The sequence below is a fragment of the Blautia sp. CAG:237 genome (genome assembly GCF_000436615.1).
GTDB lineage: Bacteria > Bacillota > Clostridia > Lachnospirales > Lachnospiraceae > Blautia_A > Blautia_A intestinihominis.
Window position 1 is genome coordinate 32,023 of record NZ_FR886706.1, and the last position, 26,415, is coordinate 58,437.

A 26,415-nucleotide genomic window follows, 5' to 3' on the forward strand; every position below is an offset into this window, starting at 1 on the left:
GCATGGAATTCCAGCATGAACTGGTGATCCCGGATGAGGGACTGCCGTTTAAATTTTTTCTGTTTGAGGGAAGTCAGGGAAATTATGTGAGGGAGAAACACTGGCATACGTCTGTGGAGATCTTTGCGGTGATGGAAGGTTCGCTGACTTTTTATCTGAATGATGAGAAACATCCGCTCAAGGCGGGGGAGCTGATGATTATCAATTCCAATGAAGTGCATTCGATCGATTCGCCGGAAGAGAATCATACGGCAGTACTTCAGATTCCGCTGAAGCAGTTTGAGGACTATTTTACCGCACACCGATTTGTACGCTTTGCGGGAAGTGTTCCGGAGATGGATGCGACACTCTGGAGACTGGTGCGTGAAATGTATAAATTATACGGGAAACGTGGAGTTGGATATGAATTCAAGATCCGTTCCTTCTATTATGATGTGCTTTATTTTCTGGTCAATCACTACCGGTTGGACGAGGCGGGCGAGCAGGAAGTACGCCACAGCCGCCGCCTGGATGCTCTTGCGAGAATTACTTCCTATATGAGAGAGCATTATCAGGAAGAACTCAAACTGACCGAAGTAGCGAACATGTTCGGTTACTCCGATGCATATTTATCCAGAATGTTCCAGAAATATGCAAATGTCAATTTTAAGACGTACTTACAGGACATCCGAATGACCTATGCATACAGGGAATTACTGAACACAGACAAGACGATCAGCCAGATCGCCCTGGACAACGGATTTAGCAGCAGCCGCGCTTTTACGCGGGAATTCCAGAAACGATACAGCATTCTGCCAAGCGAACTTGGACGAGAAAAATAAAGAATAAAAATGCAAAAACAGGCGGATCAGAAACGCCTGTTTTTTTCTTAATAGTTATAAATGTTTGTACAAAACAAAAAACTAAAAGGTCAAAAAAGTGCACTAAAGAGGACAAAAAATCTGGCGAAATAAAACACACCTCATGATATGATATCTCCAACATGAAAAATATAAAGGAGGTAACTTCAGGTGAAGATTCAGAATGTAGCAGATGACGCATTTCGCAGATATGGTAAAGTACTGGAGGGGTATGACTTTACAGAACTCCTGAAGGAAATGAAACACACACCGGTACCGGAGGACGTGATCTATGTGCCATCCGTAGAAGAGATGGAGGCATTGCCGGTAGCGAAGGAACTTCAGAACAAAGGATACGGTGGACTGCCGATCGAGATCGGATACTGCAATGGTCATAATAAGAAATTAAACGGACTGGAATATCACCGCAATTCCGAGATCAACGTAGCGGTTACAGATCTTGTCCTTCTGATCGGACATCAGCAGGATATCGAAAAAGATTTTACATATGACACATCCAAAGTAGAAGCATTCCTTGTTCCGGCAGGAACCGGAATCGAAGTATATGCAACAACTCTTCACTATGCACCATGCCATGTAAACGAAGCAGGTTTCCAGTGCGTTGTTGTTTTACCAAAAGGAACAAACACGGAGCTGACTTTTGACACAGCCGCTGAAGGCGAGGACAAGCTTCTTACAGCTAAGAATAAATGGCTGATCGCACACGAAGAAGCAGCTATCGAAGGTGCGTTTAACGGACTCAAAGGTGAGAATGTCGGAATCGACTGATTTTTTATACTGAAAAGCAAATAACTGTAAATACAAACTTATATAATATGGAGGAATTTTTATCATGAACAATATCCCAGTAGTAAAACTTGGAATCATCGCAGTAAGCCGTGACTGTTTCCCGATCCAGCTCTCTGAGAAGAGACGCGCAGCTATCAAAGCAGCCTACACAGGAGAACTTTACGAATGTCCAGTAACTGTTGAGAACGAGAAAGACATGGAAAAAGCACTCGAAGATGTAAACAAAGCAGAGTGTAACGCCCTGGTTGTTTTCCTTGGAAACTTCGGACCGGAAACACCGGAGACACTGATCGCAGAAAGATTCGACGGACCGTGCATGTACGTTGCAGCAGCGGAAGGCGACGGCGACATGATCAACGGCAGAGGTGATGCTTACTGTGGTATGCTGAACTGCTCCTACAACTTAAAGATGCGTCATCTTGAAGCATACATTCCGGAATATCCAGTTGGAACAGCTGATGACATCGCCAAGATGATCGGTGATTTCGTACCGGTTGCACGTGCCGTTATCGGTGTTCGTAACCTCAAGATCATTACATTCGGACCACGTCCGCAGGATTTCTTCGCTTGTAACGCACCGATCAAAGGTCTCTATGAACTGGGTGTTGAGATCGAAGAAAACTCCGAACTTGACCTTCTCGTTGCTTTCAAAGAGCATGAAAACGATCCTCGTATCCCGGAAGTTTGCGCAGATATGGCAAAAGAAATGGGCGAAGGCAAATACTACGAAGACCTCAATGCAAGAATGGCACAGTTCGAGCTTACTCTTCTTGACTGGGCAGAAGCTCACAAAGGAGCAAGAAAATACGTTGCATTTGCTGACAAATGCTGGCCGGCATTCCCGTCACAGTTCGGATTTGAGCCTTGCTATGTAAACAGCCGTCTTGGTTCCAGAGGAATCCCGGTATCCTGCGAAGTTGATATCTACGGAGCACTCAGCGAGTACATCGGACTCTGCATCTCCAACGACGCAGTTACACTGCTTGACATCAACAACTCTGTTCCGCAGTATATCTATGACGAAGATATCAAAGGAAAATATGATTACAAACTTACAGATACATTCATGGGATTCCATTGTGGAAATACTCCGGAATGCAAGATGTGCGAATCCAGAGCCGTTAAATATCAGCTCATCCAGCACAGACTTCTTGAGCCAGCAGGATCTGAGCCAGACTTTACAAGAGGAACTCTTGAAGGTGACATTGCTGCTTCTGACATCACATTCTATCGTCTGCAGTGCAACTCAGAAGGTGAACTGGTAGCATACGTTGCAGAAGGTGAAGTTCTTGATGTACCGACAAGATCCTTCGGTGGTATCGGTATCTTCGCTATCAACGAAATGGGAAGATTCTACCGTCACGTACTGATCGAAGGCAACTATCCGCATCACGGAGCAGTTATGTTCGGACATTACGGAAAACAGTTCTTCGAAGTAGTGAAATTCCTTGGACTGGATGTAAAGAAGATCGGTTACAACCAGCCAGCAGGAGTAAGATACCCAACAGAAAATCCGTGGGGATAATCTTCTGATTTTGAAAAAAATAAAATAAAATCAATACAGACATCCCGGGAGTTTTCCTGGGATGTCGTGGTAAAGAGCAAAATATCAGTAAAAAATATCAATAACAGACAGAATGTGCATCTGCGGGGTATGTATGCAAAATGCACAGTTAGGAGGAAATATGTACTATATTGGTGTGGATTTAGGAACTTCTGCCGTAAAACTTCTTCTGATGGAAGAATCAGGCAAGATCTGTAATATCGTATCAAAAGAATATCCACTGTTTTTCCCGCATCCGGGCTGGTCAGAACAGAATCCGGAAGACTGGTTTACCCAGAGTGTTGAGGGAATGAAAGAACTGACCGAAGGAATCGACCGCTCCCAGGTAGCCGGAATCGGCTTCGGCGGACAGATGCACGGACTGGTAACACTGGATGAAAATGACAATGTCATCCGCCCGGCAATCCTCTGGAATGATGGACGTTCCCAGAAAGAAACAGAATATCTCAACAATGAGATCGGCAAAGATAAATTATCACAGTACACAGCAAACATCGCTTTTGCAGGCTTCACAGCACCAAAGATCCTGTGGATGAAGAAAAACGAGCCGGAGAAATTTGCAAAGATCGCAAAGATCATGCTTCCAAAAGACTACCTTGCATACAGACTTTCCGGATCTTTCTGCACAGATGTTTCTGATGCATCCGGTATGCTGCTTCTTGACGTAAAGAACCGCTGCTGGTCCAAAGAAATGATGGAGATCTGCGACGTTAAGGAAGAACAACTTCCGAAACTGTACGAAAGCTGGGAAGTTGTCGGAACACTGAAACCAGAAGTTGCAAAAGAACTCGGATTCTCTGCAGACGTCAAAGTCGTAGCAGGAGCAGGCGACAATGCGGCAGCAGCAGTCGGAACAGGAACTGTTGGTGATGGACAGTGCAACATCTCCCTTGGAACTTCCGGAACCATCTTCATCTCCAGCAAAAACTTCGGCGTTGACGAAAACAATGCACTGCATTCCTTCTGCCATGCAGACGGAAGCTATCACCTGATGGGCTGCATGCTGAGCGCAGCATCCTGTAACAAATGGTGGGCAGAGGAAATCCTTCAGACCAAGGATTTCGCAGCAGAGCAGGCACCGATCCAGAAACTCGGCGAAAACAATGTATTCTTCCTTCCATACCTGATGGGAGAAAGATCACCACATAACAATCCTGACGCAAGAGGTGTATTCTTCGGAATGTCCATGGACACTACAAGAGCAGATATGACACAGGCTGTTCTCGAAGGCGTAGCCTTCGGACTTCGCGATTCCCTCGAAGTTGCAAGAAAACTTGGTATCAAGATCGAACGAACCAAGATCTGCGGCGGCGGCGCAAAGAGCCCGCTCTGGAAAAAGATTATTGCAAATGTGATGAACCTCAAAGTTGATGTTCTCGACGTAGAAGAAGGACCGTCCATGGGTGGCGCCATGTTGGCTGCTGTAGGATGTGGGGCTTATCCGGATGTTGAGACCATCGGAAAGAAGATGGCTCACGTCGTTGACACCGTTGAGCCGGAGGAAGAACTTGTGGCGAAGTACGAAGAAAAGTATCAGAAGTTTAAGAAACTGTATCCGGCCCTTAAACCACTTTTCTAGGGTACTGCCCCGATTCCCGCAGTTTGGAAACTGCAAAACCTTATGCGAGGGGAGGGCACTCGAAGTTGCGAAGGCCGTTCTCCCCTCGCACGTCGTCAGCGGTGGCTTTATATAGACCCAGCCCCAGAAGCGGCATGGTTCTGTCATTATTTAAGAATACAGAAGTAGTCAAAATGCTTCCTCCTTGCTTATCAATTTAAAAATTTTTATATATTATAACATAAAAATGTGAAAGAAGAACATCAAATATGTTAAATATTTAATACATGAATTTACATAGGCATGGAAAAAAGGTGAAAATAAAGATTGTTAATATTAAAACGATAGCGTTATTTATATAACGAGAAAAATAATCAGCAGATGCGAAAAATGCAAAAAAAGAAATAGAAACAGGAATGATTTTTGTGCGTTTTTTCTCAATATAGCCTTGATTAACTATAACAAAAGATGTATAATGAATTTAATTGATAAATTCTTGTCAGAAGTTTGTCACGTTTAAGACAGACTGACAGGGATTTGTGCAGAAAGGAGTAGACAATGCACTTAATAAAAGATGAAAACGGAAACCTTGTCCAGCACGGACATGAACATACAGAGGGACACACACATGAACATACACATGCGGACGGTGTGACCCATACACATTCTCATTCTCACGGAGACGGAGAACATGCACATACACACGACAGCAGCTGTTCCAGCCAGGAACACTGTGGATCCTGTGAGGGCGGGGACTGCAAGAAAGAGACAGTAGCACTTCTGACTTACATGCTGCAGCACAATGAGCATCACGCAGCAGAACTCGACCAGATGGCCGACAACCTGGAGAAGATGGGGCTTGCAAGTTCAGCCAAGACGATCAAGGAAGCAGTTGCAGATTTCCAGAAGGGCAACATGCGCCTGGGACTTGCACTTACACTTGTTAAGGAAGAAATGAAATAGGATCTGTTACAGTGAACGGTAATATTGACTTTTAATATGACACAATAATATGACACAACAGAATGGCGGAGGTGAGAGTTATGTGTCTTGCAACTGTATACAAAGAAAGCGATAATTCTGTTATCTTTAAGAATGTATCCAGAATTGATGTAGATGGAAATAAACTGGTGCTCAGAGACATTATGGGAGATGAGCGTGTCGTAGAGGGACATATCCTTATGGTAGACCTGGCAAACAGCATTGTAAAGCTTTGCTGCGATGACTGATCGTCCGGGACTTACAAGCATTAGTTTAATATAAGGAGGTGCAGCTATGGCATCAGTAAAATTGACTGAGCTGATGAAGGAAAGACAACTCCTTTCTTTTGAATTGTTCCCGCCCAAGACCGACAAGGGTATGGAGAATCTTCCGGGAACGATCGAGCATCTTTGTCAGTTTGAACCAGAATATATCTCTGTTACATACGGAGCCGGAGGCGGCAATGTAGGAGCGAACAGAGAAGTATGTCAGATGGTAAAGAAAGCCGGTACTGTTCCGGTAACTCATTTTACGGTTATCAAGAACACCAAAGAAGGAATCAGGGACCAGCTTGAGACATACCTGAGAGAGGGCGTTGATCACATCCTTGCTCTTCGTGGGGATTTCCCGAGAGGAGAACACTCCACGGGCGGAGATTTTAACTATGCGACAGATCTTGTCAAGTTTATCCGCCGGGAATTTGGAGACAAGTTTGAAATTGCAGTAGCAGGTTCGCCGGAAGGGCATATCGCATGCCGCAGCCTGGATGCAGATGTTTCCGTCCTTAAGATGAAACAGGACAATGGTGCTGATTATATCATGACGCAGCTCTGCTGGGATATGGAGCAGTTCGCACGCTGGCAGGACAAGATCCGCAAGGCCGGTGTCACGATGCCGATCGATGTAGGGATCATGCCGATCCTGGATCAGGCAGCTACGATCAGCATGGCTCTTTCACGTAATGGCTGTGTTATGGATCGAGAACTTTCCAGACTTATCTCTAAATACTGGATCTTCCCGAATCCGTTCGATAAAGCACCATTCGACGATAACCTTGAACAGAAGAAAGAAGATTTCAAGAAAGCCGGTATTGAGTACACGATCAGGCAGATTGACAAATACCGTGCTCTTGGCGTAGAAGGTATCCACCTGTATGCGCTGAATAAATGGAAAGACGTAAGCGAGATCATCAATGCATCTGGCATGCGTACACTAATATGAAAATAGAGTAGGAGGCACTCTTTAAGTTATGGCACATGTGATTGCTGTCGCCGGTAAAGGCGGCGTAGGTAAAACTACTTTATGTGGAATGCTGATCCAGTATCTCTGCGAACAGAACAAAGGACCGATCCTTGCAGTTGATGCAGATGCGAATTCCAACCTGAACGAAGTCCTGGGAGTAAAGGTTGACACAACTCTCGGTGATGTACGTGAGGAGATCGCACAGGCAGAGATCGCAAAGGAAAACCCGATTCCGAAAGGAATGTCCAAGGCAGATTATGCTGAACTCAGATTTGAGGATGCACTGGTTGAGGAAGATGATTTTGATCTGCTCGTAATGGGCAGAACACAGGGAAAGGGCTGCTACTGTTATGTAAACGGCCTGCTTCAGGCTCAGCTTGCCAAGTATCAGAATCATTATCCATATATCGTAGTAGATAACGAAGCAGGTATGGAGCATATCAGCAGAGGCGTTCTTCCGTCCATGCAGACTGCGATCCTGGTGAGCGACTGCTCCCGAAGAGGAATCCAGGCTGTTGGAAGGATCGCGAAACTGATCGATGAATGCGGAATGAAACCGGACACGGTAGGACTGATCGTCAACCGTGCACCGAAGGGAGAACTGAATGACGGGATCAAAGAAGAGATCGCCAATCAGGGACTTCATCTTCTCGGTGTAGTACCGCAGGATGAAACTGTTTATGAATATGACTGTGATGGCAAACCTACAGCCAGTCTTCCGGAGGACAATCCGGTCAAGAAGGCATTAAGGGAAATTGCCGGCAAGTTAAGTTTATAATCATGATTTTCCTGCGATCACAGCAGGAGAATTTATAACAGATGCTGAACAATACAGGATTCAGCAGATTTTTTACAGGAAAATAACCCATGGGCGGGGATGGGTTCTGTCTGGAGGGTTATTATATAAAACTTTATAGAAAGGTAAAAATACATGACTCATCATGTATAATAAAAGGAGGTCTATAATGAGTGAATTCAAATTAACTACAGTGGAAGAATTTGAAGCTGCTACCAACCGACTGTTGGAAACTGGCGCAAAGGTAGGCGCAGACGCTTGGCAGTTCCGTGTAAAAAACCAGACTCCACACTGTAAGTTCGGTGAGCAGGGTATCTGCTGCCGTATCTGTTCCATGGGACCATGTCGTATTACTCCAAAGGCTCCGAGAGGAATCTGCGGATGCGATGCACACGGTATCGTAGGAAGAAACTTCCTTCGCTTCACAGCAGGCGGAGCAGCTACACATTCCGATCATGGACGTGAGATCTGTATCACCCTCGGACATGCAAAAGAAGGCGGCGACTATCAGGTAAAAGATCCTGAGAAACTGATCCGTATCGCAAAAGAATGGGGCGTTGAGACAGAGGGCAAAGACATCTACGATCTTGCTCATGAGATGTCTGACCTGGCTCAGGAAGAATACGGAAAGATCAGAGGCATTTCCAGATGGCTTAAGAGAGCACCTCAGCATACACAGGATCTGTGGCACGAAGCAGGAATCGAGCCAAGAGCAATCGACCGTGAGGTTTCCTGTGCATTACATATGACCCATATGGGTAACACCTGCAAACCGGAGGCACTGATCCGTCAGGCACTTCGTAACGGACTTTCTGATGGATGGGGCGGTTCCATGTGTGGAACAGAGTTCTCTGACGTACTGTTCGGAACTCCGAAGCCGATCGAAACAGAAGCAAACCTTGGCGTTATGAACGCAGAAAACGTAAACATCGTAGTACACGGACATGATCCGAGTCTTTCTGAGATGATCTGTGAAGTTGCAGACAGCAAAGAAATGATCGACTACGCAAAATCCATGGGTGCAAAAGGCATCACTATTTCCGGTGTATGTTGTACATCAAACGAAGTAGCTATGCGTCGTGGTATCCCGATGGCTGGTAACTTCTTACAGCAGGAAAACGTTGTTCTGACCGGTGCATGTGAAGCGATCGTTGTTGACGTTCAGTGTATCTTCCCGGCATTAGGACCTCTGAGCAAATGTTTCCATACTAAATTCATCACAACTTCTCCGATCTGTCAGATGCCAGATTCCGAATTCATCGAATTCAGCGCAGGCGCAGCAGGAGAAAAAGCACGTCAGATCGTTAAACTGGCATGTGAGAACTTCAAGAACAGAAAACCGGATCTCGTATATATCCCGGATATGAAACAGAAAGCAACTGTTGGATACTCTGTTGAAGCAATCGTTAAGACACTTGACGGTGTAACAAACTCTCAGGTAGATGAGACAGGAACAACCAAACCTCTCCTTGAGTGCATCACATCTGGTGTTATCCGTGGTGCAGTTGCAATGGTTGGATGTAACAACCCGAAGATCAGACCTGACTCCGCTCATATCGAGCTGATGAAGAAACTGCTTGCAAACGATATCGTTATCATCGCTTCCGGATGTTCAGCACAGGCAGCAGCAAAAGCCGGCCTTATGGACAAAGCAGCCAAAGACCTCTGCGGTGCAGGACTGAAACGTGTCTGTGAGCTTGCGGACATCCCGCCAGTATTACACATGGGATCCTGTGTAGATATCAGCCGTATGCTGATCCTCGCATCTGAACTTGCAAAGGATTCCGGACTTAACATTTCCCAGCTTCCAGTAGTAGGATGTGCTCCTGAGTGGATGTCTGAGAAAGCTGTTTCCATCGGAAACTACGTAGTAGCAACAGGTCTTGATACCTTCCTTGGCGTAGATCCATATGTATCCGGATCTGATCAGGTGGCAGGACTTCTTACCGAAGGTGTTCGTGACTGGGTAGAAGCTGCTTACACAGTAGAAAAAGACATTGACAAATTAGGCGATCTGATGATCGAGAGAATCGAAGAGAAGAGAGCAGCTCTCGGCATCTGATAGCAGGAAAGGCGCGATTAACTTATGAAAATAGCAGTAACCGGTAAAGGCGGAGTAGGAAAGACAACTTTTGCGGCAACACTTGCCAGATTATACGCAGACGAAGGAAAGAAGGTCCTTGCGGCAGATGTAGACCCGGATGCAAATCTAGGTCTGGCACTTGGATTTGACGAGGAAACACTGGATTCCATCGTACCGATCTCCAGAATGCGTAAGCTGGTGGAGGAGCGTACCGGAGCCAACAGTCAGAATCAGTTTTATAAACTGAACCCGAAGGTAGACGATATCCCGGATACCTACGGCAAGACCTGCAATGGCGTGAAACTGCTTGTCCTTGGTACCGTGGAAACAGGTGGGGGCGGCTGTGTCTGTCCGGAGCATGTCATGTTGAAACGGATCATTAATAATCTTGTGATTCACAGGGACGATGTGGTGATCCTTGATATGGAAGCCGGTCTGGAGCATCTGGGCCGGGGCACCACGGAAAGCATGGATGAATTTATTGTAGTGATTGAACCAGGGGCAAGAAGTGTGCAGACCTACAAAAATGTAAAACGACTTGCCAAAGATCTCGGTGTCGCACAGGTCAAAGTTGTGGCAAATAAAGTAAGGAACGAGGACGATGAAGCATTCATCCGTTCCAGGATCCCGGCAGAAGATCTTCTTGGAATGATCCACTACAACACAGAAGTTATAGACGCTGACCGTCAGGGAAAATCCCCTTACGATTTCAGCCAGACTGTAACGGCTGAAATAACAAAAATAAAAGAAAAGATTGACCAGAACTCAAGTCTTTAAAAACAGGAGGTATTAACGTGACTTTATTTGATAGAGTATTCGGCGGAAATGATGCTGTATATGGTTTAACAGAGGGCGCTATCGACGGAGCAATCGCTCAGTACGGCGAAGACAAAGCTGTCAGCTTCCCGAACACCGCTTACAGCCTTCCATGTTATTATGCTGTAACAGGAACAAAAGTTACAACATTAAAAGAATTAAAAGAAGCTCTTGGTGTTGTTAAAACACTTATGACAAGAGAAAAAAGATTAAACGATGCATTCATGTCAGGTGTTGCTACAGCACTCTGCGCAGAGTTCATCGAAGTTCTGAAATACATTGATGGTGCAACACCATACGAAGAACCATGCTACGGACATCTTGCAGATGCAGTGATCCGTGAACTTGGTGTACCGCTTGTAACAGGCGATATCCCTGGTGTAGCAGTAATCCTCGGAGCTGCTCCTACAACAGAAGAAGGTGTTGCTCTTGTTAAGAGCTATCAGGCACAGGGTATCCTCGTAACACTGGTTGGCGGAATCATCGACCAGGTTGCAGAAGCTGGAATGAAGACAGGCGCAAACGTTCGTGTTATCCCGCTTGGCAAAGACGTTACAGCAGTTATCCATGTAGTATCTGTAGCACTTCGTGCAGCTCTGATCTTCGGTAACGTAAAACCTGGAGATGCAGGCACACTGATGAAATACACAATGGACCGTGTACCGGCATTCGTAAACGCATTCAAACCTCTGGATGACGTGATCGTAGCTTGTGGTGCAGGTGCTATCGCACTTGGATTCCCGGTAGTTACAAACGAGACAGAGAATATCTTCCGCGTACCGAAGAGCCTTATCGTTCAGGAAGATGTAAGCAAATTCAATGCTACATCCCTGGAAGCACGTGACATCAAGATCAAGATCACAAACATCGATATCCCGGTTGCTTTCGCATCCGCATTCGAAGGTGAGATCATCCGTCGTAAAGACATGCAGGTTGAATTCGATGGTTCCCGTGTTGACTGTGCAGAGCTTGTACAGACCTGTGACGCTTCTGAGATCGAAGATCACAAGATCACAGTAGTTGGACCGGAAGTAGACGACATGGAACTTGGAAGCAAGAACAGCATCGCATATGTTGTTAAAGTTGCAGGCAAGAACATGCAGGCAGACTTCGAACCGGTTATCGAGCGTAAATTCCACAACTACATCAACTGTATCGAGGGTGTATACCACACAGGACAGCGTGATATGCAGCGTATCCGTATCAGCATCGAAGCATTCAACGCAGGCTTCAAGATCAAACATATCGGTGAAGTTCTTTACGCTTCTGTCAAGAACGAATTCGACGCAGTTGTTGACAAATGTGAAGTTGTTATCTATACAGATCCGGCAGAATGTACAAGAATCCGTCATGAGGTTGCTATCCCGACCTTCGACAAACGTGATGAGCGTCTTGACACTCTGACAGATGAGTCTGTAGATGTATACTACAGCTGTATCCTCTGCCAGGCATTCTCTCCAAGCCACGTATGTGTCGTAACACCAGAGAGACTTGGTCTTTGCGGTGCCGTTTCATGGCTGGATGCAAAAGCTACACATCAGCTTGATCCTAACGGACCTTGCCAGATCATCACCAAAGAGCGTCCGATCGATGAGAACCTTGGTTCTTACGAAGACGTTGATGAAGCAGTTCAGAAATTCTCACAGGGTGCTCTGGAGCACGTTACACTGTACTCCATCATGCAGGATCCTATGACTTCCTGTGGATGCTTCGAATGTATCTGTGGTATCGAGCCATTCTCCAATGGTGTAGTTATCGCTAACCGTGAGTATGCAGGCATGACACCTCTTGGAATGACCTTCCCAGAAATGGCTTCCATGACAGGCGGCGGTGTTCAGACTCCTGGATTCATGGGACATGGAAAACACTTCATCTCCTCTAAGAAATTCATGAAGGCTGAAGGCGGTATCGAACGTATCGTATGGATGCCAAAAGAACTGAAAGAATTCGTTGCAGAACGTCTGAACAAGACAGCTCAGGAACTCTACGGAATCGAAAACTTCACAGACATGATCGGTGATGAGACCGTAGCAGAAGATCCAGAAACACTGGTAGCATTCCTGACAGAAAAAGGACATCCGGCACTTGGAATGGATCCGATGATGTAATCTCCGCAAAGGGAATGAATGCTTGCATTCATTCCCTGGGAGATTAATCTTAAATTGTTTATGGAATGCATTACGTTACAATTTTTGATATTTTTTTAACATAAATAGCCAACTTCCCTTGTAACTGGCGATTTTATGTAGTATAATGCTATTTGCTATTTGAGTTATTAATAATTAAGAGGAGGCTTATGAGAAATGCCGTTTAATCAGAAACCACAGAAATTTAATGCAAAGATTAACGCTGTCACAATCGGAAGCGGAGATAAGACTGTGACAATCGGTGGAGAAAATTCTTTCCCGTTCTATACATTTGATGCACCAACAGAGAACACAGCCAAAATCGGTGTAGAGATCTCTGACCTTGGACTGGATGAATTTTCAGAAGGTGTAAAAGCTTATTATGAAGGAGCTACAACAATGGCTGAGATCGCTCAGAAAGCAGCAGCTATTGAAGGAGCTGATTTTGTTGCTCTGATCCTGGATGGTGGAGACCCGAACGGAGCAAACAAATCTATCGAAGAACTTATCGAGGTTGTTAAAGAAGTGGCTGGCGCTATCGACTGTCCACTTGTTGTAGAAGGATGCAAGAACGTAGAGAAGGATGCGGAACTTCTCCCGAAAGTTGCAGAAGTTCTTCAGGGAAGAAATGCACTTCTTCTTTCCGAAAAAGAAGAAAACTACAAAGCAATCGGTGCAGCAGCAGGTCTTGCTTACAATCAGATCGTTGGTGCTGAATCAGCCGTTGATATCAACCTTGCAAAACAGTTAAACGTTGTTACTACACAGCTTGGTGTTGATGCGAAGAAGATCGTTATGAACATCGGTAGTGCAGCAGCTGGTTACGGATATGAGTACGTAGTTTCTACTATGGACCGTATCAAAGGTGCAGCATTAGGTCAGAGCGACAATATGCTGCAGATGCCTATTATTACTCCAGTATCCGCAGAGACATGGGCAGTAAAAGAAGCTACAGCTTCTGAAGCTGATATGCCTGAATGGGGATCAGCAGACGAGCGTGGAATCGATATGGAAGTTATGACTGCAGCAGCAGACCTTGCTGCTGGTTCTGATGCCGTAATCTTAAGACATCCGGAATCTGTTAAGACAATTTCCAAACTGATCAAAGCACTTGCTTAAGGAATAATAGGAGGAATAAATAGCTATGGCACTGAATGGTATTCAGATTTTTAAATTAACACCAAAGAAAAACTGTAAGGAATGTGGATGTCCGACATGTATGGCTTTCTCTATGAAAGTTGCACAGGGCGCTATGCAGATCGAACAGTGTCCACATATGTCTGACGAAGCACTGGCTTCCCTGTCTGAGGCAACTGCTCCGCCGATGAAGACAATCAAGATCGGAACAGGCGATGCAGAGTTCACTCTCGGAGGAGAGACTGTTCTGTTCAGACATGAAAAAACATTCGTAAGCAAACCAAGATACGCTGTATCTCTTTGCACATGCATGGATGATGCAGAAGTTGATGCGAAGCTTGCAGCAATCCCACATGTAGACTATGACCGTATCGGTGAGAGAATGCATGTAGAACTTGTATACGTAAACTGCAGCGCAGATGCAGATGCTGCCAAATACACAGCACTTGTAGAAAAAGCAAAAGGCCTTGGAAGAACTCTCGTTCTTGGATGTACAGATCCTGAGATCGCTAAAGCTGCTCTTGAAGTATGCAAGGATGGCAAACCGGTTCTTAACGGAGCTAACGCTGACAACTATGAAGCAATGAACGCAGTTGCTACAGAAGCTGGCGTAGTTCTCGGAGTATCCGGAAAAGACTTAAACGAGCTCTATGATACCGTAGCAGCTCTTGAAAAACTTGGCAACAAGAACCTTGTTCTTGACACAACAGGCGCTGACATCAAAGAAACCTTTGCAAACACTGTACAGGTTCGTCGTGCAGCTCTGAAAGACCAGGATAGAACATTCGGATATCCGTCTATCGTAAACCTGGTTAAACTTGCTAAGGGTGACTATCATTTACAGGCAGCACTTGCTTCCGTATTTACAATGAAATATGGTTCCATCATCGTTATGGAGCAGATGACATATGCAGAGGCACTTCCGCTGTTCGGTCTTCGTCAGAACGTTTACACAGACCCGCAGAAGCCGATGAAAGTAGAGCCGGGTATCTACCCACTCAACGGTGCAGACGAGAACTCCCTCGTTGTTACAACCGTAGACTTCGCTCTTACATACTTCGTGGTTTCCGGAGAGCTGGAGCGTTCCGGTGTTCCGCTTAACCTGGTTATCAACGATGCAGGCGGACTTTCCGTACTGACATCCTGGGCTGCAGGTAAATTCTCCAGCACCAGCATTTCTGAGTACATCAAAGAAGAAGTTGAGCCGAAGGTTAAATGCCGTAAGCTCGTTATCCCTGGTAAAGTAGCAGTCCTCAAGGGCGACCTTGAAGCTAAACTTCCGGGATGGGAGATCATCGTAGGACCTAGAGAAGCAGTACAGCTTGTAAAATTCTTAAAGGATATGCAGGCATAATTGCCGCATAAAAATAAAATAATGTTCAGGGAGTGAACCTCCCTGAAACATAAAAATGAAAAGGAGATTCAGGGTATGGCAAAATTTGTTACAATTGGAGAGAGACTTTCCACAACAGCACCAGCAGTAAATAAAGCATTCACAGAGAGAGATCCTGAGCCGATCCTCAAGAGAGCAAAACAGCAGCTTGACGCAGGTGCTACATATCTTGATGTAAACATCGGACCAGCTGAGAACGATGGACCGGAACTGATGAAATGGGCTGTAGAACTTTTGCAGGGCAACTTCGACAATGTTCCGCTGGCACTGGATACTTCCAACGTTGCAGCTATCGAAGCTGGTATCTCCGTATACAACCGTTCCAAAGGAAAACCGATCGTAAACTCCGCTGACGCAGCTGGAAGAATCGGATACGTTGATGTTGCAGCAGCTAACGATGCAATCGTTATCGCACTTTGCAACGGCGAAGGAATCGCAAAAGACAATGACGAACGTATGATGTACATGCAGACTCTGATGGAGAGAGGTATGGAGCATGGTATGGACGTTGAGAACGACATGTGGTTTGACCCGTTATTCCTGGTTATCAAAGGAATGCAGGACAAACAGATGGAAGTTCTTGAATTCATCAAAATGATCTCTGATATGGGAATGAAGAGCACCGGTGGTCTTTCCAATAACTCCAACGGTATGCCGAAACACATCCGTCCGATCATGGACTCCGCTATGGTAGCTATGGCTATGATGCAGGGACTTACATCCGCAATCGTTAACCCTAACGATCTGCGTCTGATGGAAACAATCAAATCCTGCGATATCATTAAGAACAACTACCTGTACGCAGATTCCTATCTGGAAATCTAATCAGTCTGACTTTTTTACGGCTGTAGACAAAAAAAGGCTGGAGGCTTCGCGGCCTCTGGCTTTTTTTATCAATTCAGCCAGGTCTGACTCCCAGTGCCACAGGTGAAAAACAAAAATTCACAAGGCGAGAAAGGTGGTTACCGCATGTTTAAGGTGACATTTGCATTTGAAGATGGCAGTAAGGTAGAAGCATTTGCCAATGCGGGGGATAATTTACTCGAAGTTGCACGTGGCGCAAACGTGGCAATCGACGCTCCATGTTCCGGAAATGGAGCCTGCGGAAAATGTCGGGTACAGTTAAAAGGCGGAGAAGTGGACTCCAAGAAGACACTTCATATTTCTGATGAGGAATTTGAAAAAGGCTGGCGTCTTGCCTGCATGAGCAAGATCAGTGCCGACGTGGAGGTACTGGTGCCGGATATCGCATCTGCATACAAGAGCAGAATGAAAGTGGCAGATTTAAGTTCCAAAGAAGAAATTGCAATTTTTGAAAAAGCAAAATCTCAGATCGAAGAAACCGGAATTCAGTTCAGAAACAGCTTGGAAGTTGTGGAACTTCAGATGGCAGAACCATCTCTGGATGATACTATGCCGGATGTTGAGAGACTGACAAGGGCACTTCGGAAATTTATGAACCTTAACCGGATCAGAGTTCCGTATGCTGTTCTCCGTAAGCTTCCGGATGTACTTCGTGCGAGCAAGTTTTCTGTCAAATGTGTTGTTCGCGTGACACCGAATGACATGTTTGTATATGACATCTTTGACAGCAAAGAAGATGTTATCATGGGCGGTCTGGCAGTGGATATCGGTACAACGACCGTTTCTGCTGTGATCATCAATATGGCGACAGGCGAGATCCTTGCCAAGAGTTCTTCCGGAAACGGACAGATCCGTTATGGCGCGGATGTCATCAACCGTATCATTGAGACGACCAAACCAGGTGGAATCAAGAAATTACAGGATGCCGTGATCAAAGAGACGATCAATCCGATGATCCATGAGATGTGCAGAAGCATCCATCTTCCGGAAAATCAGATCTATCGTATGTGCGTGGCTTCCAATACGACGATGAACCATCTGTTTGCAGGGATCAATGCAGACTATCTTCGTACAGAGCCATACATCCCGGCATTCTTTAAGACAAACTCCATGTTTGCATCTGATGTAGGCATCGAGATCAACAAAGACGCACACATCATCATGGCTCCGAATATCGGAAGCTATGTAGGTGGAGATATCACGGCAGGCGCTCTGGTAAGTATGATCTGGAACAGACCGGAATTTTCTCTGTTCATCGACCTTGGTACCAACGGAGAGCTTGTATTTGGTAACTCTGACTTCATGATGAGCTGTGCATGCTCTGCAGGTCCAGCCTTTGAGGGTGGAGATATCAGCTGTGGTATGCGTGCGACAGACGGTGCGATCGAGGCATGTACCATTGACAAGGAAACTATGGAACCTACATACAAGATCGTTGGTGAACCGGGAACCAAACCGGTCGGTCTTTGCGGTTCCGGTATCATAGATGTGATTAGTGAGCTTTATATGACAGGAATCATCAATCCGAAGGGCAAATTTGTCCGCGAAGGCAAGAGGATCCGTCATGACCATTATGGAATGGGAAGCTATGTGATCGCGTTTGAGGAAGAAGCTGGTTCTTCAAAGGATGTAGAGATCACAGAAGTCGACATTGACAACTTTATCCGTGCGAAGGGAGCAATCTTCTCAGCGATCAGAACGATGCTTTCTTCTCTGGATTTCGATGTGTCAATGATCGATGATGTTTATGTTGCAGGCGGTATCGGAAGTGGTATCAATATGCAGAATGCAGTCAATATCGGAATGTTCCCGGATGTTCCGCTGGAGAAATTCCACTACATCGGAAACTCTTCCCTGACTGGTGCATACCTGATGCTTTATTCCACAGAAGCCGAAAAGAAAACATATGATCTTGCAGCCAATATGACTTATATGGAACTTTCAACAGTTCCGACTTACATGGATGAATTCGTGGGAGCATGCTTTATCCCACATACCGATGCATCCATGTTCCCAAACGTTCATCAGAGATAGAATCGTGAAACTGCGTAACAGCGAAGCAATCCGTGGAGATGATAATACTTAAAATTTAAGAGGTGAATTATGAGTTCTGATATAAAAACAATATTTGATCCGGCAGAGATGGAATCTGTGGGAGAGAAACTGGGATATGGAAAAGACAGCAAAGAGCGTCTCCCGTGGGAACATTATCTGAGCCAGTATCAGGAGGCTGATCCGAAGGAAATCGCCGAGAGACTTGGCATTTCCTACAATGAGGAAGAGAAATCTTTTACTCTGAAATTCCTCGGAACGACGTATCAGATTTCCTGGCCGGATTTTCAGGTTAGCCACGAGGCAGACGATATGGGATTTTACCCGCTGGAAACCATGGTTTATGCCAGAACTCTGACGATTCGCTTTCTGCTGAACGGTGCCGCATCTACCGGCACCGGCAAATTCAAAACTTATCGCGAAATGCCGTGGGGAGAAGTCTACCTGAGACAGTTTGATGGAAGATGCATTAAACGACTGGCTTTTTCCTACGGAAACCGCATCAAAGATTTTCAGGCGATCATGGAACACATCCACTGTGTTCCGGTAGAGCACGGTGACATTGCTTATCAGCTTGAGATCTTTCCGGGATACCTGGTGCAGATGATCCTGTGGGAGGGAGACGATGAATTTCCACCGTCCTCACAGATCCTCTTCTCCGACAATTTCCCGGTATCCTTCCAGGCAGAAGACATGGCTGTTATGGGAGATGTGATCATCGGATCACTGAAAGCTTTTGCAAAAGCAATCTGAGATTTTTATCATGTCAAACCTCTGATACAAAAAAGGGGAAAACCCTCTAGTTATAAATAACACTAAAATAAAACGCGGGAGGTAACATTATGGGATTCAAAAGTGACATCGAAATCGCACAGGAGTGCACAATGGAGCCGATCACCAAGATCGCAGAAAAAGCAGGCATCGACGACAAATATCTGGAGCAGTACGGTAAGTACAAAGCAAAGATTGATTACAATCTTCTGAAAGAAAGCGACAAAAAGGACGGCAAGCTGATCCTCGTAACCGCTATCAACCCGACACCGGCAGGTGAAGGAAAAACAACTACAACCGTAGGTCTTGCAGACGGTATGCAGAGACTCGGTAAGAGTGTTATGGTAGCTCTCCGTGAGCCATCCCTCGGACCGGTATTCGGTGTTACCGGGCCACGCCTGGTGCATCAGGACAGAACGGGCTGACGTTAAATAATAGTATGATAAAATAACAAATTTTATTTAAGTTTTCCTTATGTTTTATAAAAAAACATAATAATCGCGACAATTTATTGACAAATGACAATAAATATGATAATCTTTTCTCACCAAGTAAATAGAGTCTCCGGTGACTGACGGAATTGTGGAGATACCACGAGGGAGCAGGAGATTTGTAACGCCGACCGTCTGGGCAGTATTTGAGGGTAACTCAGATACTGCTTTTTTTAATAAGAAAAGAGGGCTTATTAAAAATCAACGCCATGGTTGCTTGGTGACGGGGCAATCACGACAGGCGTTATCGGCAAAGAAAGGAGAAAATTATGGGATTCAAAAGTGACATCGAAATCGCACAGGAGTGCACAATGGAGCCGATCACCAAGATCGCAGAAAAAGCAGGCATCGACGACAAATATCTGGAGCAGTACGGTAAGTACAAAGCAAAGATCGATTACAATCTCCTGAAAGAAAGCGACAAAAAGGACGGCAAGCTGATTCTTGTAACCGCTATCAACCCGACACCGGCAGGTGAAGGAAAGACAACAACAACAGTAGGTCTTGCAGACGGTATGCAGAGACTCGGCAAAAGCGTTATGGTAGCTCTCCGTGAGCCATCCCTCGGACCGGTATTCGGTGTTAAGGGCGGCGCAGCAGGCGGCGGCTATGCACAGGTAGTTCCGATGGAGGACATCAACCTTCACTTCACAGGTGACTTCCATGCGATCGGAGCAGCAAACAATCTGCTCGCAGCAATGATCGACAATCATATCTTCCAGGGCAACGCTCTGAACATCGATCCAAGAAAGATCACATGGAGAAGATGCGTGGACATGAACGACCGTCAGCTCCGTAACGTAGTAGACGGCCTCGGTGGAAGAACAAACGGAATGCCGCGTGAAGACGGATATGACATCACCGTTGCATCTGAGATCATGGCAGTCCTTTGTCTTGCAAGTGACATTAAAGACCTGAAAGAAAGACTTTCCAGAATTATTATCGGATATACCTACGGTAAAGTATCCGAGCAGAAACCGGTAACAGCAGGTGACCTCCATGCAGAAGGCGCTATGACAGCTCTCCTGAAAGACGCCCTGAAACCGAACCTCGTTCAGACACTGGAACACGTTCCGGCGATCGTACACGGCGGACCATTCGCAAACATCGCTCATGGATGTAACTCCGTAACAGCAACCAAGATGGCAATGAAACTTGCTGATTATGCGATCACAGAAGCAGGATTCGGTGCAGACCTTGGTGCAGAGAAATTCCTCGATATCAAATGCCGTATGGCAGACCTGCATCCAAGTGCAGTTGTTATCGTAGCAACCGTACGTGCTCTGAAATACAACGGCGGCGTAGCCAAAGCTGACCTCAACAACGAAAACCTGGAAGCTCTTGAAAAAGGTATCCGCAGTTGTTATCGTAGCAACCGTACGTGCCCTCAAATATAACGGCGGCGTAGCAAAAGCTGACCTCAACAACGAAAACCTGGAAGCTCTTGAAAAAGGTATCCCGAACCTTCTGAAACATGTAAGCAACATCAAGAACGTATACAAACTTCCTTGCGTAGTTGCCATCAACGCATTCCCGACCGACACCAAGGCAGAGCTTGACTTCGTAGAAGCTAAGTGCAAAGAACTCGGCGTAAACGTAGCTCTTTCTGAAGTATGGGCAAAAGGCGGAGAAGGCGGAATCAAACTTGCAGAAGAAGTTCTTCGCCTCGTAGAAGAACCAAACGACTTTACTTATGCATATGAACTGGAAGGATCTATCGAAGATAAACTGAACCAGATCGTGCAGAAAGTATATGGCGGTAAGAGAGTAGTTCTTACTGCAAATGCGCAGAAGCAGGCGAAACAGCTGGAAGCTCTTGGATTTGGCAACTGCCCGATCTGTGTGGCTAAGACACAGTACAGCCTGACCGATGACCAGACCAAGCTTGGGGCTCCGACAGACTTCGAAGTTACTGTACGTAATCTTAAGATTTCTGCTGGCGCAGGATTTATCGTTGCCCTGACAGGCGAGATCATGACGATGCCAGGTCTTCCGAAAGTACCTGCTGCAGAACGTATTGATGTTGATGAGACCGGAAAGATTACTGGACTTTTCTAAGAATTAAGTCTCATATTAAAAAAGTATAATTTTTGCCTTATAAGGCAGGAAAATTCAGTTTGGAAACTGAGAAAACCCTGAGGGGGAGCATCTCGAAGTTGCGAAGGCCGAAGCTCCCCCTCAGCCCCCCCTACTTGGCCACGCCTGGTGCATCAAGACAGAACGGGCTGACGCTAACTGTTAGGGCTGTTTCGCTGGCGCGAAAGGCGCGGGGGTATTGGGATGACTACGTGAGGAGTAAGTCGTCTGGAAACCAACGAAGATTGGGAATGAGAATGACTACGTGGGAAGTAAGTCGTCTGGAAACCAACGAAAATTGGGTGCTGGAATGACTCTGTAAGAAGTAATTTATTTGAAAGACCACAGAATTTTGGAAAAATGGATGACTGTAGAATGAGCAAGCCAGATTAAAGTCAATAAATGCTCTTGAGATGGTTGGCTTGGAAGATAGTATTTTAGATTCTGACCAATGAAGAGTTTTAAAATGGATGGCCTAGTGTGCTGTCTCATTGACTTTCAGTTAAATAATGTAGAATGTTTTTTCATCGACAAGGCGACTGAACGAGGCGATGCGGTGGCATCGTTGGGCGAAGTCAACGCAGTTCGATGGGAAAACAGGCAAGTTATTTAGCGAAATGTCAATGATACAGTACACTAGCTTAGAGTTATACTAATACAAATCAACTCACCAATAGTATGATAAAATAACAGGATATCTTCTCCATGCGAAAGAGAAGAATCTTGTTATTTTTATATACTGCGATATTATTTATACAAAGATCTTCCGACCTGATACACCAGGAGAATTTTTCAAAGGGCACTACATAAGACAAAATTTCCGTCAAACACCCAGCCCAGGGGTGGCGAGGGGACTGGCAAGTCCCTTCGCGGTTTTCATATATCCCAATATAAAAAAATCCCCCCAGGGCATCCCGCCCTGACAAGAAAGGTCAATGCAAATTAACGGGTCCAAGGGAAGTACCCTTCCTCTCTTGACAAATATATATATCCTGTTTAAAGTAAATTTATAAAATTTACACCCCATGTTATGAGGGAGGCATAGAAAAAAATGACTATAAAACAAAAATTAAACGCCCTTCGCATTCTTATGAAAGAAAAAAAGATAGACGCCTATCTGGTAGCAACAGATGATTTCCATGGATCGGAATACGTAGGTGACTACTTCAAATGCAGGAAATATATCACCGGCTTCACCGGCTCCGCAGGAACTGCCATTATCACACAGGACATGGCAGGGCTGTGGACCGATGGCCGTTATTTTATCCAGGCAGCGGATCAGCTCCGCGATACGACAATAGAACTGTTCAAATCCGGAGAGCCAGGGGTTCCGACCATGCATCAGTTTCTGAACGATAAATTAGAAGAAGGCATGTGTCTTGGCTTCGACGGCCGTACCGTAAGTGCGAGGGAAGCGGAAGAATTGCAGGAACTTCTGCAGGAAAAACATATCACATTTTCTGTAAACGATGACCTGATCGGCGAGATCTGGGAAGACCGTCCGGTTCTTTCCTGTGAGCCGGTCATGGAACTGGATATCCGATGGACCGGCAAGTCCAGAGCAGATAAGATCGCAGAGATCCGTGAGCAGATGAAAGCAAAAGAAGCCGACACTTTTATCCTCACATCCCTCGATGATATCGCCTGGCTTTTGAACATCCGCGGTAACGATATCCATTGCTGTCCGGTGGTTCTTTCTTACCTTGTAATGATGGAGAATGAATTGAGATTATACGCAAATGCAGCAGCTTTTTCAGAAGAGATCCGCAGTAATCTGGAAGCAGATGGGGTAAAAATTTACCCATACGATGATGTCTATTCTTATGTTCAGAGCATCTCTTCAGATAAGAAAGTTCTGCTCTCCAGGGCGAATGTCAACAGCCGTCTCGTAAGTAATATTCCATCTGAAGTGACGATTCTGGATGAGCCAAATCTGACTCTTCTTCCGAAGGCAGTCAAGAACGAAACAGAGATGGAAAACGAGAGAATTGCACATATTAAGGACGGTGTCGCAGTAACTAAATTCATCCATTGGCTCAAGAAAAATGTCACCAGAACTACCATTACAGAACTGAGCACAGCGGAGAAATTATACCAGTTCCGCAGCGAACAGGAGCATTTTCTGGGGGAAAGTTTTGATCCGATCATTGCATATGGAACGCATGCTGCGATCGTACATTACAGCGCGACAGAAGCAACAGACATCCCGCTTGAGGCCAGGGGAATGGTGCTTGCAGATACCGGCGGACATTATCTGGAAGGAACAACAGATATCACAAGAACCATTGTTCTTGGACCTGTCACAGCCAAAGAAAAGAAATTTTTTACCGCAGTTCTGCGTGGAAATCTGAACCTGGCAGCGGCGAAATTCAAGTACGGATGCACAGGTTTAAACCTCGATTATCTTGCCAGAGGACCGCTCTGGGAACTGGGTGAAGATTATAACCACGGCACAGGACACGGGGTAGGCTATCTTCTGAATGTTCACGAAGGACCGAACAGCTTCCGTTGGAAAAACCTTCCGGGAAATCCGGCACCGGTGCTTGAGGAAGGAATGATCACCTCCGACGAACCTGGCTATTATCTAGAAAATGAATTCGGGATCCGCCACGAAAATCTTGTCCTCTGCAAAAAGGCAGAAAAGACATCTTTCGGGCAGTTTATGTGCTTCGAACCACTGACAATGGTCCCATTTGATCTGGAGGGAATCAACCCGGAAGAGATGACAGAACGTGAGCGGAAACTTCTGAATGATTACCATCAGAAAGTATATACGACCATATCACCATACTTAGATGAGGAAGAAAAAGAATGGCTGAAACAGGCAACCAGAGAGATCTGACAAAGGGTGAAAAAACCAAATACCGGCTGGCACGGGCCATGAAAGAATGTATGCAGACAACTCCTGTAGAGAACATCACAGTGAAGCAGATCACAGAGAAATGTGAGCTTACGAGACAGACTTTTTACAGGAATTTTCTGGACAAATACGACCTGATCAACTGGTATTTTGACAAACTTCTTACGAAATCTTTTGAACATATGGGACGTGGAAAGACGGTCTATGATGCTCTGGTCAAGAAGTTTACTTATATTCAGGAAGAGCAGACATTTTTTGCGGCAGCGTTTCGTTATGACGAACAGAATTCCCTCAGACAGCATGATTTCGAACTGATCTTACAGTTTTACGAAAATTTAATTCGTGAAAAAACTGGCAAAGTACCGGGCGAAAACGTCCATTATCTGCTGGAAATGTACTGCCAAAGCTCTATTTATATGACTGTCAAATGGGTGACAGGAGGGGTGACATGTACCCCGGAAGAACTGGCATCTATCATTGTAGATGGGATGCCGGAGAAGCTTGCAGAGATTTTTGTGAGGCTTGAGATCCTGAACTGACAACTTCAAAAATGTTGGAAATACAGGCGTTACAGAAATGTTTCCATAAACAGGAAAGACATATCTGGTTATTTTTACTGAATATGAATGCATAAATTTAGAACAAATCACGAAAGTTACAGAAAACGTTACACTTGTTGGATTCTGTAACTTTCTTTTTTATAAAACTATTGTTAAGATAATAACAAAGTTAAGGCGTGAGCGACGCAGAAAGGGATGTAATTATCATGGCAAATAGAATTAACTTAAACGGAACATCTTATCACGGAGCAGGTGCAATTGCAGAGATCGCAAACGAAGCAAAAGCACATGCATTCAAAAAAGCATTTGTATGCTCTGACCCGGATCTGATCAAATTTAACGTAACAAGCAAGGTAACAGATGTCCTTGAAAAAGAGGGCCTGGAATACGAAATTTATTCTGATATCAAAGCAAACCCGACCATCCAGAACGTCCAGAATGGTGTAGCTGCATTCAAAAAATCCGGTGCAGATTATATCATTGCAATCGGTGGTGGTTCTTCCATGGATACTGCAAAAGCAATCGGTATCATCATCGCAAACCCGGAATTTGAGGATGTAAGAAGCCTGGAGGGTACAGCACCGACAAAGAAACCTTGCGTACCGATCATTGCAGTTCCGACAACAGCAGGAACAGCAGCAGAAGTTACCATCAACTACGTTATCACAGATGTAGAAAAGAAACGTAAATTTGTATGTGTTGACCCGCATGACATGCCGATCATCGCAGTTGTTGACCCGGAAATGATGTCTTCAATGCCTAAGGGACTGACCGCTTCTACAGGTATGGATGCCCTGACTCATGCAATCGAAGGATATACCACAAAAGCTGCATGGGAAATGACAGATATGTTTCATCTCAAAGCGATTGAACTGATCTCCAAATCTCTTCGCGGAGCTGTTGAAAATACCAAAGAAGGTCGTGAGGGAATGGCTCTTGGACAGTATATCGCAGGTATGGGATTCTCAAATGTAGGTCTTGGAATCGCACATTCCATGGCTCATACACTGGGTGCTGTTTATGATACTCCGCATGGTGTTGCATGCGCTATGATGCTTCCGATCGTAATGGAATATAACCAGGAATGCACTGGAGAGAAGTATCGTGAGATCGCTCGTGCAATGGGTGTGAAGGATGTGGATTCTATGACTCAGGAGGAATATAGAAAGGCTGCTATTGATGCGGTTAGAAAGCTTTCTGTTGATGTGGGAATTCCGACCAAGCTGGAGGCTATTAAAGAGGAAGATCTGCAGTTCCTCGCTGAATCTGCACATGCGGATGCTTGTGCACCGGGTAACCCGAAGGATGCGAGTGTGGAGGATCTGAAGGATCTGTTTAGAAAGATCATGTGATTTAGAAAAATCGTATGAAACCGCAAAGGGGTATTGCAAAACCG

At 45.4% G+C, this 26,415-nt stretch carries 19 protein-coding genes, 3 pseudogenes and 1 riboswitch; all 22 genes and pseudogenes read left to right on the plus strand.

The genetic code is table 11. The features are described from left to right. Window positions 1-2 precede the first annotated feature (2 nt). The 22 genes and pseudogenes from QZL69_RS03685 to fucO all read left to right on the plus strand — a co-directional run bounded on the left by QZL69_RS03685 (window position 3) and on the right by fucO (window position 26,371). Entirely contained in the window at window positions 3-821 is an 819-nt protein-coding gene (locus QZL69_RS03685; RefSeq protein ID WP_022213875.1) for an AraC family transcriptional regulator, read from the plus strand. A gap of 189 nt (window positions 822-1,010) precedes the next feature. Then, window positions 1,011-1,628 carry a DUF4867 family protein gene (locus QZL69_RS03690; protein WP_022213876.1) on the plus strand — a complete coding sequence of 206 codons (618 nt, stop codon included), beginning with the start codon at window positions 1,011-1,013 and terminating at the stop codon, window positions 1,626-1,628. Between the two features lie 64 nt (window positions 1,629-1,692). Continuing rightward, window positions 1,693-3,174, plus strand: a complete 1,482-nt coding sequence (locus QZL69_RS03695; RefSeq protein WP_022213877.1) for an L-fucose/L-arabinose isomerase family protein — start codon at window positions 1,693-1,695, stop codon at window positions 3,172-3,174. A gap of 160 nt (window positions 3,175-3,334) precedes the next feature. Next, a complete protein-coding gene (gene xylB / locus QZL69_RS03700; RefSeq protein ID WP_022213878.1) occupies window positions 3,335-4,792 on the plus strand; it encodes a xylulokinase in 1,458 nt (485 codons plus the stop codon). Window positions 4,793-5,329: 537 nt separating this feature from the next. Continuing rightward, entirely contained in the window at window positions 5,330-5,734 is a 405-nt protein-coding gene (locus tag QZL69_RS03705; RefSeq protein WP_022213879.1) for a hypothetical protein, read from the plus strand. Window positions 5,735-5,814: 80 nt separating this feature from the next. Continuing rightward, on the plus strand, window positions 5,815-6,000 hold the full coding sequence (locus tag QZL69_RS03710) for a CooT family nickel-binding protein (protein ID WP_022213880.1): 186 nt from the start codon (window positions 5,815-5,817) through the stop codon (window positions 5,998-6,000). 46 nt (window positions 6,001-6,046) lie between these two features. Further along, entirely contained in the window at window positions 6,047-6,973 is a 927-nt protein-coding gene (locus QZL69_RS03715; protein WP_022213881.1) for a methylenetetrahydrofolate reductase, read from the plus strand. Window positions 6,974-7,001: 28 nt separating this feature from the next. Beyond that, the gene (locus tag QZL69_RS03720) at window positions 7,002-7,772 is read left to right on the plus strand and encodes a nucleotide-binding protein (RefSeq protein WP_022213882.1); all 771 of its coding nucleotides are present in this window, start codon (window positions 7,002-7,004) and stop codon (window positions 7,770-7,772) included. A 187-nt stretch (window positions 7,773-7,959) separates the two neighbouring features. Next, window positions 7,960-9,852, plus strand: a complete 1,893-nt coding sequence (gene cooS / locus QZL69_RS03725; RefSeq protein ID WP_022213883.1) for an anaerobic carbon-monoxide dehydrogenase catalytic subunit — start codon at window positions 7,960-7,962, stop codon at window positions 9,850-9,852. Between the two features lie 24 nt (window positions 9,853-9,876). Beyond that, entirely contained in the window at window positions 9,877-10,650 is a 774-nt protein-coding gene (locus QZL69_RS03730; protein ID WP_022213884.1) for a nucleotide-binding protein, read from the plus strand. A gap of 17 nt (window positions 10,651-10,667) precedes the next feature. Next, window positions 10,668-12,797, plus strand: coding sequence for an acetyl-CoA decarbonylase/synthase complex subunit alpha/beta (gene acsB, locus QZL69_RS03735; RefSeq protein WP_022213885.1), 2,130 nt, complete (start codon window positions 10,668-10,670; stop codon window positions 12,795-12,797). Window positions 12,798-12,992: 195 nt separating this feature from the next. Continuing rightward, window positions 12,993-13,934 carry an acetyl-CoA decarbonylase/synthase complex subunit delta gene (gene acsD, locus QZL69_RS03740; protein ID WP_022213886.1) on the plus strand — a complete coding sequence of 314 codons (942 nt, stop codon included), beginning with the start codon at window positions 12,993-12,995 and terminating at the stop codon, window positions 13,932-13,934. 25 nt (window positions 13,935-13,959) lie between these two features. After that, complete coding sequence (acsC, locus tag QZL69_RS03745) at window positions 13,960-15,306, plus strand: acetyl-CoA decarbonylase/synthase complex subunit gamma (RefSeq protein WP_022213887.1); 1,347 nt, start codon at window positions 13,960-13,962, stop codon at window positions 15,304-15,306. Window positions 15,307-15,381: 75 nt separating this feature from the next. Continuing rightward, window positions 15,382-16,170 carry a carbon monoxide dehydrogenase/acetyl-CoA synthase methytransferase subunit gene (gene acsE, locus QZL69_RS03750; protein ID WP_022213888.1) on the plus strand — a complete coding sequence of 263 codons (789 nt, stop codon included), beginning with the start codon at window positions 15,382-15,384 and terminating at the stop codon, window positions 16,168-16,170. Window positions 16,171-16,314: 144 nt separating this feature from the next. Next, on the plus strand, window positions 16,315-18,243 hold the full coding sequence (gene acsV, locus QZL69_RS03755; RefSeq protein ID WP_022213889.1) for a corrinoid activation/regeneration protein AcsV: 1,929 nt from the start codon (window positions 16,315-16,317) through the stop codon (window positions 18,241-18,243). 69 nt (window positions 18,244-18,312) lie between these two features. Continuing rightward, entirely contained in the window at window positions 18,313-19,014 is a 702-nt protein-coding gene (locus QZL69_RS03760) for a DUF3786 domain-containing protein (RefSeq protein WP_022213890.1), read from the plus strand. An 89-nt stretch (window positions 19,015-19,103) separates the two neighbouring features. Beyond that, window positions 19,104-19,424: pseudogene (locus QZL69_RS03765) on the plus strand (formate--tetrahydrofolate ligase); the annotation flags it as partial. A gap of 165 nt (window positions 19,425-19,589) precedes the next feature. Next, window positions 19,590-19,671, plus strand: a riboswitch (ZMP/ZTP riboswitch). A gap of 121 nt (window positions 19,672-19,792) precedes the next feature. Then, window positions 19,793-20,866: pseudogene (locus tag QZL69_RS03770) on the plus strand (formate--tetrahydrofolate ligase); the annotation flags it as partial. A 10-nt stretch (window positions 20,867-20,876) separates the two neighbouring features. Then, a pseudogene (locus tag QZL69_RS03775) lies at window positions 20,877-21,581 on the plus strand (formate--tetrahydrofolate ligase); the annotation flags it as partial. A 1,069-nt stretch (window positions 21,582-22,650) separates the two neighbouring features. Beyond that, entirely contained in the window at window positions 22,651-24,441 is a 1,791-nt protein-coding gene (locus QZL69_RS03780; protein WP_022213894.1) for an aminopeptidase P family protein, read from the plus strand. After that, window positions 24,411-24,998 carry a TetR/AcrR family transcriptional regulator C-terminal domain-containing protein gene (locus QZL69_RS03785; protein WP_022213895.1) on the plus strand — a complete coding sequence of 196 codons (588 nt, stop codon included), beginning with the start codon at window positions 24,411-24,413 and terminating at the stop codon, window positions 24,996-24,998. Before QZL69_RS03780 ends, QZL69_RS03785 begins: the two co-directional genes overlap by 31 nt. A 227-nt stretch (window positions 24,999-25,225) precedes the next feature. Next, complete coding sequence (gene fucO, locus QZL69_RS03790) at window positions 25,226-26,371, plus strand: lactaldehyde reductase (protein WP_022213896.1); 1,146 nt, start codon at window positions 25,226-25,228, stop codon at window positions 26,369-26,371. Window positions 26,372-26,415: the final 44 nt, after the last annotated feature.

What these genes read in the sequence shown, in the direction of transcription:
- QZL69_RS03720 (WP_022213882.1), top strand. Translation starts at nt 7,002, where the DNA reads ATGGCACATGTGATTGCTGTCGCCGGTAAAGGCGGCGTAGGTAAAACT.
- QZL69_RS03780 (WP_022213894.1), top strand. Translation starts at nt 22,651, where the DNA reads ATGACTATAAAACAAAAATTAAACGCCCTTCGCATTCTTATGAAAGAA.
- QZL69_RS03715 (WP_022213881.1), top strand. Translation starts at nt 6,047, where the DNA reads ATGGCATCAGTAAAATTGACTGAGCTGATGAAGGAAAGACAACTCCTT.
- QZL69_RS03760 (WP_022213890.1), top strand. Translation starts at nt 18,313, where the DNA reads ATGAGTTCTGATATAAAAACAATATTTGATCCGGCAGAGATGGAATCT.
- xylB (WP_022213878.1), top strand. Translation starts at nt 3,335, where the DNA reads ATGTACTATATTGGTGTGGATTTAGGAACTTCTGCCGTAAAACTTCTT.
- acsE (WP_022213888.1), top strand. Translation starts at nt 15,382, where the DNA reads ATGGCAAAATTTGTTACAATTGGAGAGAGACTTTCCACAACAGCACCA.
- QZL69_RS03705 (WP_022213879.1), top strand. Translation starts at nt 5,330, where the DNA reads ATGCACTTAATAAAAGATGAAAACGGAAACCTTGTCCAGCACGGACAT.
- acsV (WP_022213889.1), top strand. Translation starts at nt 16,315, where the DNA reads ATGTTTAAGGTGACATTTGCATTTGAAGATGGCAGTAAGGTAGAAGCA.
- cooS (WP_022213883.1), top strand. Translation starts at nt 7,960, where the DNA reads ATGAGTGAATTCAAATTAACTACAGTGGAAGAATTTGAAGCTGCTACC.
- fucO (WP_022213896.1), top strand. Translation starts at nt 25,226, where the DNA reads ATGGCAAATAGAATTAACTTAAACGGAACATCTTATCACGGAGCAGGT.
- QZL69_RS03730 (WP_022213884.1), top strand. Translation starts at nt 9,877, where the DNA reads ATGAAAATAGCAGTAACCGGTAAAGGCGGAGTAGGAAAGACAACTTTT.
- QZL69_RS03685 (WP_022213875.1), top strand. Translation starts at nt 3, where the DNA reads ATGGAATTCCAGCATGAACTGGTGATCCCGGATGAGGGACTGCCGTTT.
- acsC (WP_022213887.1), top strand. Translation starts at nt 13,960, where the DNA reads ATGGCACTGAATGGTATTCAGATTTTTAAATTAACACCAAAGAAAAAC.
- acsD (WP_022213886.1), top strand. Translation starts at nt 12,993, where the DNA reads ATGCCGTTTAATCAGAAACCACAGAAATTTAATGCAAAGATTAACGCT.
- QZL69_RS03785 (WP_022213895.1), top strand. Translation starts at nt 24,411, where the DNA reads ATGGCTGAAACAGGCAACCAGAGAGATCTGACAAAGGGTGAAAAAACC.
- QZL69_RS03695 (WP_022213877.1), top strand. Translation starts at nt 1,693, where the DNA reads ATGAACAATATCCCAGTAGTAAAACTTGGAATCATCGCAGTAAGCCGT.
- QZL69_RS03710 (WP_022213880.1), top strand. Translation starts at nt 5,815, where the DNA reads ATGTGTCTTGCAACTGTATACAAAGAAAGCGATAATTCTGTTATCTTT.